The sequence below is a fragment of the Campylobacter sp. IFREMER_LSEM_CL292 genome, from assembly GCF_025771615.1.
In the GTDB taxonomy this organism is placed as follows: domain Bacteria; phylum Campylobacterota; class Campylobacteria; order Campylobacterales; family Campylobacteraceae; genus Campylobacter_D; species Campylobacter_D lari_D.
In genome coordinates, this window is record NZ_JAKMQP010000019.1 from 1 (window position 1) to 12,754 (window position 12,754).

Here is a 12,754-nt window from a genome sequence, read left to right on the forward strand (position 1 = left end):
CACTTAGAAAATACACTCTAGTAGCTAAATCTTTAAAAGCTTTAGAGTGGATTAGACCTTGACAAGCTTTAGATTTTGAAGTGCTTGCAAATTCACTTTGACTAAAAGCATTTAAAGCCTCATCTAATTGAGTTTTTATGCTTTGATTTTTAGGATCTTTCAAAGCTTGATTTTTTAAATCTGCTATATTTTGAGCTTTGCTTTTTTGAGCATTATCTACCATAAGTGCTAAAAGCAAAACACTTTCTTTATCTACAAAAAGCACTTTAAAACATTGCTCATCATTTCCTACACTAAAATCAAGTTCTTTGGTGGAATTTTGCAAATTTGATAAGTCTTCATTTTTTATATTTGTTACATTGCTCATTAAAGCTATATTTGAAAGACTTTCATTTTTTAATATATAAACACTTATATCATTAATAAAAATTTTTAAATTTCCCAAAGCTTGAACTACACTTGCCTCATCTTTACTTGTACTAAATTTTGGCAGAGCAACCGCAGCTAAAACTCCAAGTATAATTACTACAAACACAAGCTCTATAATAGTAAAAGCTTTTTTCATAACATGCCTTGTAAGTTTTCTACCTTAGGCTTTATAAGATCATCTTCTATATTTACAAATTCTTTACGCTCATAAGCCTCACAAGCTGCCCTTGCTATCATCAAAGCATTATCCGAACAATACTCAAGCGGAGCTAGCAAAAGCTCACATTGATAACTTTGACATAAATGCTCTATTTGACTTCTTAAGCTTAAATTTGCACTAGCTCCGCCTACTATACCAAAGCGTTTAAATTTATACTCTTTAAAAATTTTTTCTAACTTGTTTAAAATATGAGCTATGGCTGCTTTTTGAAATGCAAAGGCAATTTTACTTTTACGCTCCAAACTTAATTCTTCTTTTAAAATTTCCAAACGCACTTGGTTTTTAAGCCCTGAAAAACTATAAGCTAAATCTTTAGAATGAAGCAAGGGTATGCTAAATTCCAAATCACTTTCTTTTACATTTTTAGCTAAATTTTCTATGATAGCTCCACCAGGATAGCCAAGATCCATCATTTTTGCTACTTTATCAAAGCTTTCTCCAAAGCTATCATCGGTTGTTCTTGCTAATTCTGTGATTTTACCTTGCTCATTAATAAAAAGCACCATAGTATGCCCACCACTTACAAGCAACACACCCATATCAAAATTAGCTTTTTTATCTAAAAACATAGAATAAATATGCCCTTTTAGATGATTAATCGCAATGAGCGGTAAATTTAAACTAATAGCAAGCATTTTAGCCATAGCTACTCCACCTATCAAACTCACACTAAGGCCAGGTTCATTTGTAACTGCTATGGCGCAAAGTTTATCAAGGTATTTTTGGCATCTTTTTAAAATCTTAGGTAAAGCTTCACTATGTAATCTTGCGGCAAGCTCGGGCACCACCCCTCCATAAGCACTATGGGCATTTTCTTGAGAAATTTTTGTATGAAAGATACACTCAAAGCTATTTTTATTAATGATAGCAATAGAACTATCATCACAAGAGCTTTCTATGGCAAGAATCAAATCTCTCATTGAAATTCCACTAAAATCATACCGATAAATTTGTCTTTTTGTTCTGCTTTTTCTATGGCTTTTGCAGGTATATTTGCTTTTTTAATTTCTTTAAAATTAGTCTTTCTTTCTAAAACTTGATCGGCTAAATTTGCATTCTTTAGCTCATAAAATTCTACTCTGTAAATTTTTCTTTTTTTATCCAAAGAATAACGGCTTTGCATTTGGTTTTTGCTTATAACAATATCACTTTCATCAACACCCCTATCAAAACCTATAACATTAACTCTTACACCTGCTATAGAAGGTATTTTAAAATTATCTTTTACCATAATTTTTTGAGCAAAATTTGTTTGTATATTTTTTCCATCTACTATCACTTCAACACTATCTAGAGCATTTGAAAATTCAAAATACTCAGGATACAATCTTGTTTGCAAGCGATTGCCATAATTGATTGAATATGAGTTAACATTGGAAATTACTGCAGTAATCTCATTACTTGCTTCATAATTTAAAGCTTGATTAATAGGAAAAGGTAAAAAATTTATAGCACTAGCAGGTTTATCAAGATAAAGTAAAATTTTATCATTAAAAAGTTTTACCTCCAAAGGCTTTTCAATAGCTCTATAAACTCCATTTGGAGTTAAATCAAAAGTTCTTTGAAATTCTATATTTGCCTTTTTTAGATAATACTCCACTGCCAAAAGATGATAATATACTCTTAAATGCGTTGGTAAATTTTTGCTCGCTTCATTAGCAAAGGCTGCTTTGTGATTTGACACCACAAAATAAGTTAAAGCCTTTAGCATATCTTTATCATTGCTTTCTTGGGTTTTGGTGTTTTTTAAATGATATTGATGTTCTTCTTTAACTAAAGCTTTATTGATATTTTCCACTGCTTCTTTAGCAATATTTTCCAAATCTGCATATTTAGTAGAATTTACCTCACTTTGATCAATAATACTAGTATTGCCCCAGCGATTTGGATTTTTATCTTTGCTTTCATATTGAGGTCTATAAAATCCACTTCCATCGTGCAAATTTATAACCATATTTACCTCAGGTTCCAAAATAAGCTTTTTTATGCGCTCTATAGTGTGAAAATCAGGATCGTTTTCATCTATATGGGCAAATTTTCTATTTAAATCTCCAAAATTTCCTCTATTTCTAGCAATAATACTTTCAAAAGCTAAATTTGGTGCGACAATAATTTTACCTTTAGTGATATTATAATCACTCAAAAGCAAACTAGCAGCATGAAACCCACCTGGCTCGTCTCCTTGTATACCTCCAAGGATTAAAACCGTATTATTATCATCTAAACTTTTTCCATTTTCTTTAACGCTAAACTCTAAAGCAAAAACCACATTTATAAAAATCAAAATACTTAAAAAATATCTCACTTCATTTCCTTATCTAAATAAAGCCTAACTTGCTTATCATACTCAAAAACATCTTCAATTTGGTTAATCTTTGGCACACCAAAATGATCTAGTGCCTTAAAAACACCCTTAGTTATGTCTAAAAACTGCGCTTTTTGGGCTAAAAATTGATACACCATATATTCGTTTGCACTATTTATAATCACACCCAAGTCAGGCTTTTTCAAAAGCTCATCTTTAAGTGAAAATATAGGATATTTTTTTAAACTAATTTTTTCAAATTTTAAACTTGGCATAGCTAACAAATCCAAATTTTCTATAAAGCTTTGATCATGCTCATCTAAAATCGCTTGAGCTATAGACAAACGCATATTTGCATGAGAAAAATATGCACTCATACCACCATCTTTAAATTCACATAAAGCATGCACTAAAGACTTTCTTTCTATCAAAGCATCTATTTGTTTAATACCGTAAAGATGATAAGCTTCGATAATTTCAAAAAGTTTATTACACATGCTAGCACTATCTATGGTGATCTTAGCTCCCATGCTCCAGTTAGGATGCTTAAGAGCTTCTTTTACACTGACATTTTTTAAATCTTTGATTTTATAATTATAAAAGGCCCCGCCACTTGCCGTGATAAAAAGCTTTTTAATATCTTTTCTTTTATCTATCAAGCACTTTAGTGCTGCATGTTCGCTATCTATGGCTTTAATCTTAGAAGTGTCAAAAAATTTCCCTGCTACTACTAGGCTTTCTTTGTTTGCCAAGGCTAAAATTTTACCAAGCTTTTGCACCATAAGACTTGAACTTAAGCCTGCAAAACCTACTATAGCATTTACCACTAAAGAACTTTTGCACTCAGCTATCATCGCTTTTAAACCATCTTGACCACAAAAAATCCTATCATGATCAACTAAGGTTTTATCTTTTTCATCTTGTATACATACAAATTTAGGCTTAAAAAGAGCTATTTGCTCATTTAAAAGCTTGATATTTTTACCACAAGATAAGGCTTCTATGTTTATGTTTTTTTCTTTAGCAATAAAAAGAGTATTAACTCCTATACTTCCCGTGCTTCCAAGTACGATCATACTAAAGTTGCCATTGCAAATGCTGCAATGATAACAGCATCAATTCTATCTAAAACTCCCCCATGCCCTGGGATTAAATTACCACTATCTTTAATACCTGCTTGTCTTTTAAAATAACTCTCAAGCAAATCCCCTATCACAGCAAAAATAGCTACGATTAAAGATATATAAATACTTTTTACCAAGCTAAATTCAAAAGAGCCTATGATGGTTCCTAAAATCCCCGCACAAACAATGCCACCTACAACACCTTCTAAAGTTTTATTTGGACTTGTTGGAGAAAAAGCTCTCTCGCCAATTAGTTTTCCTATAAAATACGCCCCACTATCGCAAGCAACGACAATCACTATAAGCCAAAATAATACAAACATACCCTCATAACTTAATACTTGATAAAGCATTAAAATAGGTAAAGTAGGATATATATAAGGCATAAGTTCATTTAAATTTTCACTTTTTTTATAAACTAAATATCCTAAAATCAAAATCAAAGCCAAAAGGCCTATAAAGAAAGGTTTATCTAAAAATGCTCCTATTGCAAAAACACACAAAGCTACAAAAACACTTGCATGTTTGCTTTTAAACATAGCTTTTGCTTCATTAAATGCCAAAAACAATAAAACACCAAAAATCACAAAATTAATCAAAAAATTATCCACTAAAGCAACAACAGCTATCACAGCTATCATCACAATAGCACTAAGAATTCTTGTCTTTGAAAACATTTTTATCCTTTCTATATACTTAAATCAAGCAAATGAGAACTTTTTTTAACTACTTCTTGTCCCTCTTGTTCATCTTCATCTTCTTGCTCTTGTTCTTGATGATGTTTAGAATGCTTTTTTTCTTCCTCTTGCCTTTCTTTTACCTCATCGCTTACTTCATGAGTTTGATTAACTTTTTCAAGTTTTTCAACCGCCTTTTCTTTTGCTTGAAATTCACTCATATTTACCAAAGTTGCAAAAGAATCTTTTGCCAATTCATTACTAGCTTGTGCTGAATGTACTGGTGCATTTTGGTTAGCAAAATGAATACCACCTATGGGACTTATAGGCATACTTACTCCTTTAAAACGCTTAAAGTCTTATAATTTGTATAATTTACAAAAGCCTTTTCTTTTATTTTTACAAAATTCTTACTAGTATAATCGACCAAATAAACTCCAGAACTTAGCTTGGAAAATTCCACACAAAGCTTTGCTGCAAATTCTAGCACTAATTGACTTATTTTTAATTTATTTGAAGTAATGATCACATGAGCACTAGGATAATCTTTCACATGCAGCCAAATATCATCTTTTTTAGCTATTTTTAATAAATATTCATTAGCTTTTTCATTGCGTCCTACGCTGATTTTAAACTCATCAAAATAAAAGCTACTAACCCCTGCATTTAGTTCCTCTTTTTTTGTTTTTTTAGTTTTTTTAGGCATTAAAACTTCTAATTCTCTCAAAGAGGTGCTTTTAGCAATTAAGTCTTTTAAATTTATTAGAAAATCAAGTTTTTCACTTAAAATTTCTCTTTCTATATTGATATTTTTAGCCTTTTGTTTTAGCTTTTTAGCCATTTTATAAAATTCATTCGCACTATTTTTAGGTGTATCTTCGAGTTTAAAGGCAAGCTCATTTGCATTAAAATCTTGCAAAATAAATTCTCTTTGATAATCTTTTAAAGAATTTAAATTAGCAAATAAAACATCTGCTTTTTGGCTTAATTCTTGAGCTTTTTTTAATAAATCGCTTTCTTGCTCTAAATTTTCTATACTCTCTTTAAGAGTAAAGATTTTTTTATCTATATTTAAAAGTTTATTTTCTTTTATATCTTTTAAGCGATCTTGCTGTAACTTTTTAGCACTTTCTTTAAAATACACATTAAAATCATCAATCTTTACAAATTCTTCTTTTATCTCATAAGCTTTTAAAGCTTGGAGTTTTTCGCCTATTTTTACAACGCGGTAGCTTTTATCTATATGACGCAAAGCTTCTATGATAATATCATCAGTGTCTGTGATGATTACATTAGTGTTTTTTCCTGTAAATTCAAAATAAATCTTAGCCCCATAAGCTTTGTAAGATTTTTCTGATAAAACTTCAAAAGATAAAATTCTATTATTTTCTAATACTTCTAAATTTAAAATCTTTGCGTTAGAGAAGTATTTTTTTAGCATAAAATCAAAAGGTGCATTATAGACTTTTGCTTGGAGTTTATCTTGGTAAATTCCACTTTTTCCACGCGTTAAGTCTAGTATAAAAGCTTGATGATCTAAGCTAAGCTCTAAGATATTATCATCAAGGCGTTTGAGATAATTTAGTCTTTGAAATTGTTTAAAATAATCTTTTATTTGTATTAAATCTGTATATTTCATAAATGTATTATAAAATATTTTGATGAATTTATGAGGTTTTTTATGAGTGAAAAAATTCCCTATCCTTGTGTGATTTTATGCGGAGGAAAATCTTCGCGTATGGGAGAAGATAAAAGCTTATTACAAGTAGATAATAAAAACTTAACTCTTTATCAATATGAAAAAATGTCAAGGATTTTTAATCAAGTTTTTATTAGCAGCAAAAAAGATAAATTTCATCAAAAAAACTTAGCACTTATTTTAGATGAGGATTTAAACAACTACTCTCCACTCATTGCCTTAAATTCCATACTTAAACATTTTAAAAATACCTATGTATTTATCCTTAGCGTGGATACTCCAAACATAAACAAAGAAAGTTTTTACAAGCTTTTTGATCATCTAAAATCACAAAATATACTCTTAGCAAGCACAAAAAAACACAAGCATTATTTATGTGGATTTTACCATAGTAGGAATTTTGAAAAAACTTTGCAATTTTTACAAGAAAACAATCACAAATTAGCCCTTTTTTGTGATACAATGAAAGCAGAATTTATAGAATTTGAAGATGATAATGAGTTTATAAATTTAAATTATTTTAAAGAATATAAAAAGTGGCTTCATGAAAAAGACAATTCTACCCATAGTATGTGCTTTTAGTGCTTTAGCAAATGAGGATTTATTCAATCAAGCCTTAGAATATGAAAATCAAGGTAAGTACAAAAAAGCTATGCAAATTTATAAAAGCTTAGCTTTAAAAGAAAAACAAAAAGAAGTAAGTTTAGAAAAGTCTTTTAATTTTGAGCAAAATACATCCAAAGAGAAAAAATTAGATGATATTAATCCAAAAAATGAAGCTTTAGCAAACTACCTTGGCACAGAAAAATCATACAATCCTTTTGGTATTAGCACGCATAATCTTAGCTATTTTATGCCTGTTTCTTATAGTTTTAGCAAGAGAGATTATAAAAGCACTGAAACTAAATTTCAAGTAAGCCTTAAAAAAACTCTTTTTGAAAATCTTTTGGGTTTAAATGAAAGTTATAACATAGGCTATACGCAAATTTCATGGTGGCAACTTTATAAACATTCTGCTCCTTTTAGAGAAACAAACTATTTACCTGAATTTTTTATCAACTTTCCTATAAGCGGACATGGTGCTTTTGAGAATTTAAAAGATGTACGCATAGGCTTATTACATGAATCTAACGGACAAAATGATCCAAAATCAAGATCATGGAATAGAATTTATCTAAGCAATGCATGGTTTTTTGGCGATTTTATGTTCATACCTAGAGTTTGGCTAAGAATTCCTGAAAAAAGTTCAGAAGATGATAATCCTGACATAGAAAAATATTTAGGTAATTTTGATATTAATCTTGCTTATACCCAAGATGATTATTTTATCAATATATTGTGGCGTAATAATTTAAATTTTGCTAATAACCGCGGTGCAGTAGAAATAAGTGGAGCTTATAAAATTTCTAACAATGGCTTATATATTTACACTCAGTATTTTAACGGATATGGTGAGAGTCTTATTGAGTATAATAAATCTTCAAGCAGACTTTCAAGTGGAATATTGTTAATGTATTAAAATGGAAAAATTTTGCTTTATTAAGTTTATCATTAATAATGAAAAGTCTTTTAAAAGATTGTGCGATTTGTTTAATTATATCAAAATCTTAAAAGATGAGAATTTACAAATAGAAGATTTATACACAGATAAAAGTATATATAATTTTTACAGCAAAAAAGAATTAGAATATTTCTCAAGCAAAGATTGTTGGGAGTTTGATGATATTTTTGACTGCATAGGAAATGGAGAATACTATTTTCACTCCATAGAAAAAATAGAGGAAAATATCGCCAAATTATATTTTTACCCCATTTCTTTTCCTTATGGTGGAGTTGAACCTATAATCGAGTTTATAAAATCATTTCAAATGAAAATTCTTACAATTGATTGTGGTTATATGGAAGAATTTGAATATTAAAAGCCTTTTTAGACTTTTAATATTTTAAATTAAGAAAAATGCTATAACACTACCCAAGATAAGCAAAGAGCCATTAAAGCATAAAAAGGTTGGTATACAAGTATCTTTTATATGATCACCTTGCTTATCTGCATTAAGCCCTACACTCACTCCCAAAGTCGTTTCACTAGCAGGTGATCCTGCATCGCCCAAAGCTCCAGCAACACCGATGATAAAAATAATCGCAGCAGGTGAAAAACCAAGTTCTATACATATAGGACAAAATAAGGCGGCGATGATAGGAATAGTACCAAAAGAACTGCCTATACCTATAGTGATTAAAAGACCTATAGCTAGCATAATAAAAATAGCTAAAAAGTGACTTTGCTCCATAAAAGGCACGCTTGTTTTTACAAGCTCAGCTATACCTCCACTTTGTTTTAAAACCTCTCCATATCCTGAAGCAACAAGCATTACAAAAGCTATATAACCCATGATTTTAAGCCCATCATCAAAAACTAAATTAACTTTGTTATACTCTACTCCACCCAAAACCACCATCAATACAAAACCTAAAAGCCCTGATAAAGGTAAATTGTGCGTTAAAATTTGTAAAATCAAAGTCAATCCAAGGCCAGCTAAAACTCCCCATTCTTTTTTACTCATTTTTAGATTTTCAAAATCCATTTTGGCAATTTGTTCTTCTTGATATTCTCTTGGCTTAGCATAAAACACAAACACAGCCAAAAATAAACCAACTAGCATACAAATAGCCGCAAAAGCCATAGTTTGAGAAACTTCTCCTAGGCTAATTTGCACCCCATTTGAATTTAAATTATCCACAAGCAAAGTTTGAAAAATAAGCCCAAAACCTAAAGGCACAACCATATAAGGAGTTGTAAGTCCAAATGTTAGTGCACAAGCTATGGCTCTACGATCTATTTTTAATTTATTAAAAAGTTTCAACAAAGGTGGAATTAACAAAGGTACAAAAGCTACATGGATAGGGATTAAATTTTGCGAAAAACAAGCAATAAGTGCTAAAGAAAGTATAAGTAAGTATTTTTTATGTGAAATATAATGCGAAACTATTTTAATCAAATATGCCGTTAGATTAGTTTTTGATATAGCAGCAGCCACCGCTCCAAGCAAAATATAACTTAGTGCTGTTTGCAAATTCCCTTGCATACCATCGATTAAAACCTTCATAGAATCCATCATTGCTTGTGGAAGTTGGGTAAAAAAATCCACTAAACTTAAATGCTCCATATGCATAAATTTAGACCAAATGCCTACAAAAAGCCCAGAAAGCAAAACACTAAGCAAAACATTAAACCTAAAAAAACACAAAAGCGTCATTAACAAAACACCTATAAATACCGGATTAGTTAAAAGCATTACATTCCTTAAATCAAAATAATTGCACATTTTAAATAATTTTCTTTAAAATACTATTTAAGTTTAAAAAATTTAAGCAAAAATTGCAAAATAAAAGCATAAAATGATAGTTTTTACTTTAAAAAAGGATACAAATGAGAAGTGATGCAATCAAAAAAGGACACTTAAAAGCACCAAATCGCTCTTTACTTAGAGCATGTGGCTTAAATGATGAAGATTTTAATAAGCCTTTTATAGGTGTAGCAAATAGCTATATAGATATCATCCCAGGACATTTTTTCTTAAATGAATATGCAAAAATCATTAAAGATGAAATCCGAAAAAATGGCTGTATTCCTTTTGAATTTAACACCATAGGTGTTGATGATGGTATAGCTATGGGGCATGATGGTATGCTTTATTCTTTACCAAGTCGTGAAATCATCGCAAACTCTATTGAAACAGTGATGAATGCACACCAACTTGATGCACTAATTTGTATCCCAAATTGTGATAAAATTACTCCAGGTATGCTCATGGGGGCTTTAAGAGTTAATGTGCCGACTATTTTCGTTAGTGGTGGACCTATGAAAGCAGGAGTAAATAAACATGGAGAAAAAATCAGTCTAAGTTCTGTTTTTGAAGCAGTGGGAGCTTATGAGGCTAAAAAAATCGATGAAGAGGATTTAAAAGATATAGAATGCAAAGCTTGTCCTAGCGGTGGATCTTGCTCGGGTATGTTTACTGCAAATTCTATGAATACTTTATGCGAGGCTATGGGTATAGCACTAGAAGGAAATGGAACTATTTTAGCACTTAGCAAAGAAAGAGAAGAGCTTTTAAGAAAAGCTGCGCGTAGAATTTGTGAAATTGCACTAGATGAGCGTTTTAAAATTCGCAATATTATTACTAAAAAGTCCATTAACAATGCTTTAGTTGTTGATATGGCTATGGGTGGAAGCTCAAATACTATCTTACATATGCTTGCCATTGCTTATGAAGCGGGTGTAAATTTGGATATAAAAGAACTCAATCACATCAGTGCTAATGTGGCCCATATAGCCAAAATCGCTCCATCTTTAAACACAATATATATGGAAGATATACACAAAGCAGGTGGAGTAAGTGCGGTAATAGCTGAAATAGCTAAAAAACCAGGCCATATTTTAGAACTTGACACTCTAGATATTAGTGGAAAAACTTTAAAAGAGCGCATTGAGAATGCTGATATTAAAGATGAAAACATTATAAGAAAAATAGACAATGCCTATTCAAATGTAGGTGGGCTTGCTATACTTTTTGGGAATTTGGCTGAGCAAGGCTGTGTGATAAAAACTGCAGGTATTATGGGCGAGCGTAAATTCAAAGGAAAAGCAGTTTGTTTTAACTCTCAAGAAGAAGCCATTAAAGGCATTATAAAAGGTAAAGTTAAAGAAGGCGATGTGTGCGTGATACGCTATGAAGGGCCAAAAGGTGGACCTGGTATGCAAGAAATGCTTAGTCCGACTTCATTGCTCACAGGTATGGGGCTTGGTGCTAAAGTTGCACTTATAACAGATGGTCGTTTTAGCGGAGCTACAAGAGGTCTTAGCATAGGCCACATTTCTCCTGAAGCTGCAGAAGGTGGACTTATAGCGCTTTTAAAAGATGGTGATGAGATAGAAATTGATGTAGATACCTACAGCATCAATGCAAATTTAGCCCAAGATGAAATTGCTAAACGCAAAGCAAATTTTAAAATGCCTTATAAGCAAATAAATTCAAGATGGCTTAAAATGTATCAAAAGCTTGTTAGTAATGCTAGCAAAGGCGGGGTTTTAGACTTAGAATAATTTTCTTAATTTCTTAAAGAAATTAAGAAATATCTTTTTAAATGTAAAACAAAATATGAAAAATTATGTTAAAGTGGCCGGGAGAAAGGGATTCGAACCCCTGGAGGTGTGACCCTCAACGGTTTTCAAGACCGCCGCTTTCGACCACTCAGCCATCTCCCGTAAAAGAATAAAAATATCAAGTATTAACATCGCATTGGAGGCGACATCCGGATTCGAACCGGAGATCAAGGCTTTGCAGGCCCATGCCTTACCGCTTGGCTATGTCGCCTTGAGTTACCAAAAAGTGGTGCCCGAGGCCGGACTTGAACCGGCACGGAAGAAAAATTCCGAGGGATTTTAAGTCCCTTGTGTCTACCAATTCCACCACCCGGGCGGGTGATAATGGAGCGGGAAACGAGATTCGAACTCGCGACCCCAACCTTGGCAAGGTTGTGCTCTACCCCTGAGCTATTCCCGCATTAAAGTTGAAATTATACTTATTAAAACTTAAATGCACATAAAAAATATAAAAACTACATATGTTTTCAAAAAGATAAAAAATTTTTATTTTTTTCTAATTATTTTATAAGTAAAATACCCGGCCAAAAAATAACTAAAAAGGAACAAGTATGTTTAAATTTAACAGTTTATCTAATAAATTGACAACAATAGCCTGTTTTTTAATAGCTATTATACTAATAGTTGTTAATATGATTAGCTATTATCAATCTAAAGAAAGCACTAGTTATTATCTAGAAGAAATTCAGAAAAAAACTATGTTTGATGTTAATTCAGCATACAATATATATTCTGGAGCAAAAAGAGATGCCATTGCTTCTATTGTTAAATTTGTAGAAAAAAATCCAAGGGTTAATTCTGGCGAACTATTTGATATATTAGAAACAGTAAAAGAAGCAGCTGGCTTTAATGTAGTATATATTGGATTTAATGACGATGGAAAATTATATCAATCTAACAGAATTATTAGAAGTCCTGAAGAAACCGGATTTGATGCAAGAACAAGGTCATGGTATCAAGAGGCCAAAAGCGTGGGAAAACTTGTAGTATCAGATCCTTATAAAAGCATAGAAGATGACTCTATAACAGTTTCTTATACGGCTCCAATATATTCCAATGGAAAACTCTTGGCAGTAGTTGGAGGTGATTACAACCTGCATACTTTTGCAAAAGATGTATTAATAATGGGTCGC

General features: G+C 31.3%; 13 protein-coding genes and 4 tRNA genes. 5 read left to right on the plus strand and 12 right to left on the minus strand.

What is annotated here, in order from left to right; genetic code table 11:
• From L8T82_RS07635 to L8T82_RS07665, 7 genes are all read right to left on the minus strand, one after another.
• Positions 1 to 565 (minus strand): type II secretion system protein (locus tag L8T82_RS07635; RefSeq protein ID WP_263663032.1); only part of this gene is annotated, 565 nt, incomplete at its 3' end.
• Entirely contained in the window at positions 562 to 1,569 is a 1,008-nt protein-coding gene (gene tsaD, locus L8T82_RS07640) for a tRNA (adenosine(37)-N6)-threonylcarbamoyltransferase complex transferase subunit TsaD (protein WP_263663033.1), read from the minus strand. The genes L8T82_RS07635 and tsaD, both read right to left, overlap by 4 nt.
• Positions 1,566 to 2,954, minus strand: coding sequence for a M99 family carboxypeptidase catalytic domain-containing protein (locus L8T82_RS07645; protein WP_263663034.1), 1,389 nt, complete (start codon positions 2,952 to 2,954; stop codon positions 1,566 to 1,568). The genes tsaD and L8T82_RS07645 overlap by 4 nt, the downstream gene beginning before the upstream one ends.
• Positions 2,951 to 4,030: a 1-deoxy-D-xylulose-5-phosphate reductoisomerase gene (gene dxr, locus L8T82_RS07650; protein ID WP_263663035.1), complete on the minus strand. Its 1,080-nt coding sequence runs from the start codon at positions 4,028 to 4,030 to the stop codon at positions 2,951 to 2,953. Before dxr ends, L8T82_RS07645 begins: the two co-directional genes overlap by 4 nt.
• Positions 4,027 to 4,755 (minus strand): phosphatidate cytidylyltransferase, encoded by a 729-nt coding sequence (locus tag L8T82_RS07655; RefSeq protein ID WP_263663036.1) that lies wholly within the window; start codon positions 4,753 to 4,755, stop codon positions 4,027 to 4,029. The genes dxr and L8T82_RS07655 overlap by 4 nt, the downstream gene beginning before the upstream one ends.
• A gap of 11 nt (positions 4,756 to 4,766) precedes the next feature.
• Complete coding sequence (locus tag L8T82_RS07660; RefSeq protein WP_133319048.1) at positions 4,767 to 5,087, minus strand: hypothetical protein; 321 nt, start codon at positions 5,085 to 5,087, stop codon at positions 4,767 to 4,769.
• 2 nt (positions 5,088 to 5,089) lie between these two features.
• Positions 5,090 to 6,394, minus strand: a complete 1,305-nt coding sequence (locus L8T82_RS07665; protein WP_263726253.1) for an NFACT RNA binding domain-containing protein — start codon at positions 6,392 to 6,394, stop codon at positions 5,090 to 5,092.
• Positions 6,395 to 6,436: 42 nt separating this feature from the next.
• Here L8T82_RS07665 and L8T82_RS07670 point away from each other — a divergent pair, with 42 nt between their 5' ends.
• From L8T82_RS07670 to L8T82_RS07680, 3 genes are read left to right on the plus strand one after another with little or no spacing between them, the layout of a single operon-like run.
• On the plus strand, positions 6,437 to 7,036 hold the full coding sequence (locus L8T82_RS07670) for a molybdenum cofactor guanylyltransferase (protein ID WP_263659548.1): 600 nt from the start codon (positions 6,437 to 6,439) through the stop codon (positions 7,034 to 7,036).
• Entirely contained in the window at positions 6,999 to 7,973 is a 975-nt protein-coding gene (locus L8T82_RS07675; RefSeq protein ID WP_263663037.1) for a phospholipase A, read from the plus strand. Before L8T82_RS07670 ends, L8T82_RS07675 begins: the two co-directional genes overlap by 38 nt.
• 1 nt (position 7,974) lies before the next feature.
• On the plus strand, positions 7,975 to 8,373 hold the full coding sequence (locus tag L8T82_RS07680; protein WP_039629213.1) for a hypothetical protein: 399 nt from the start codon (positions 7,975 to 7,977) through the stop codon (positions 8,371 to 8,373).
• A gap of 24 nt (positions 8,374 to 8,397) precedes the next feature.
• Here the strand turns inward: L8T82_RS07680 and L8T82_RS07685 are convergent, their stop codons facing one another.
• Positions 8,398 to 9,750, minus strand: a complete 1,353-nt coding sequence (locus tag L8T82_RS07685; RefSeq protein ID WP_412175071.1) for a Na+/H+ antiporter NhaC family protein — start codon at positions 9,748 to 9,750, stop codon at positions 8,398 to 8,400.
• A gap of 134 nt (positions 9,751 to 9,884) precedes the next feature.
• Between L8T82_RS07685 and ilvD the strand changes: the two genes are divergently transcribed.
• Positions 9,885 to 11,561 (plus strand): dihydroxy-acid dehydratase, encoded by a 1,677-nt coding sequence (gene ilvD, locus L8T82_RS07690; protein ID WP_263663040.1) that lies wholly within the window; start codon positions 9,885 to 9,887, stop codon positions 11,559 to 11,561.
• Between the two features lie 74 nt (positions 11,562 to 11,635).
• Here the strand turns inward: ilvD and L8T82_RS07695 are convergent.
• From L8T82_RS07695 to L8T82_RS07710, 4 genes are all read right to left on the minus strand, one after another.
• Positions 11,636 to 11,723: transfer RNA gene (locus tag L8T82_RS07695), tRNA-Ser, on the minus strand.
• A 35-nt stretch (positions 11,724 to 11,758) separates the two neighbouring features.
• Positions 11,759 to 11,832 (minus strand) — tRNA-Cys (locus L8T82_RS07700).
• 16 nt (positions 11,833 to 11,848) lie between these two features.
• A tRNA-Leu gene (locus tag L8T82_RS07705) sits at positions 11,849 to 11,937 on the minus strand.
• A gap of 9 nt (positions 11,938 to 11,946) precedes the next feature.
• Positions 11,947 to 12,021: transfer RNA gene (locus L8T82_RS07710), tRNA-Gly, on the minus strand.
• A gap of 151 nt (positions 12,022 to 12,172) precedes the next feature.
• Between L8T82_RS07710 and L8T82_RS07715 the strand changes: the two genes are divergently transcribed.
• Positions 12,173 to 12,754, plus strand: a 582-nt coding sequence (locus L8T82_RS07715; protein WP_263661590.1) for a cache domain-containing protein, incomplete at its 3' end; no start/stop codon positions are given.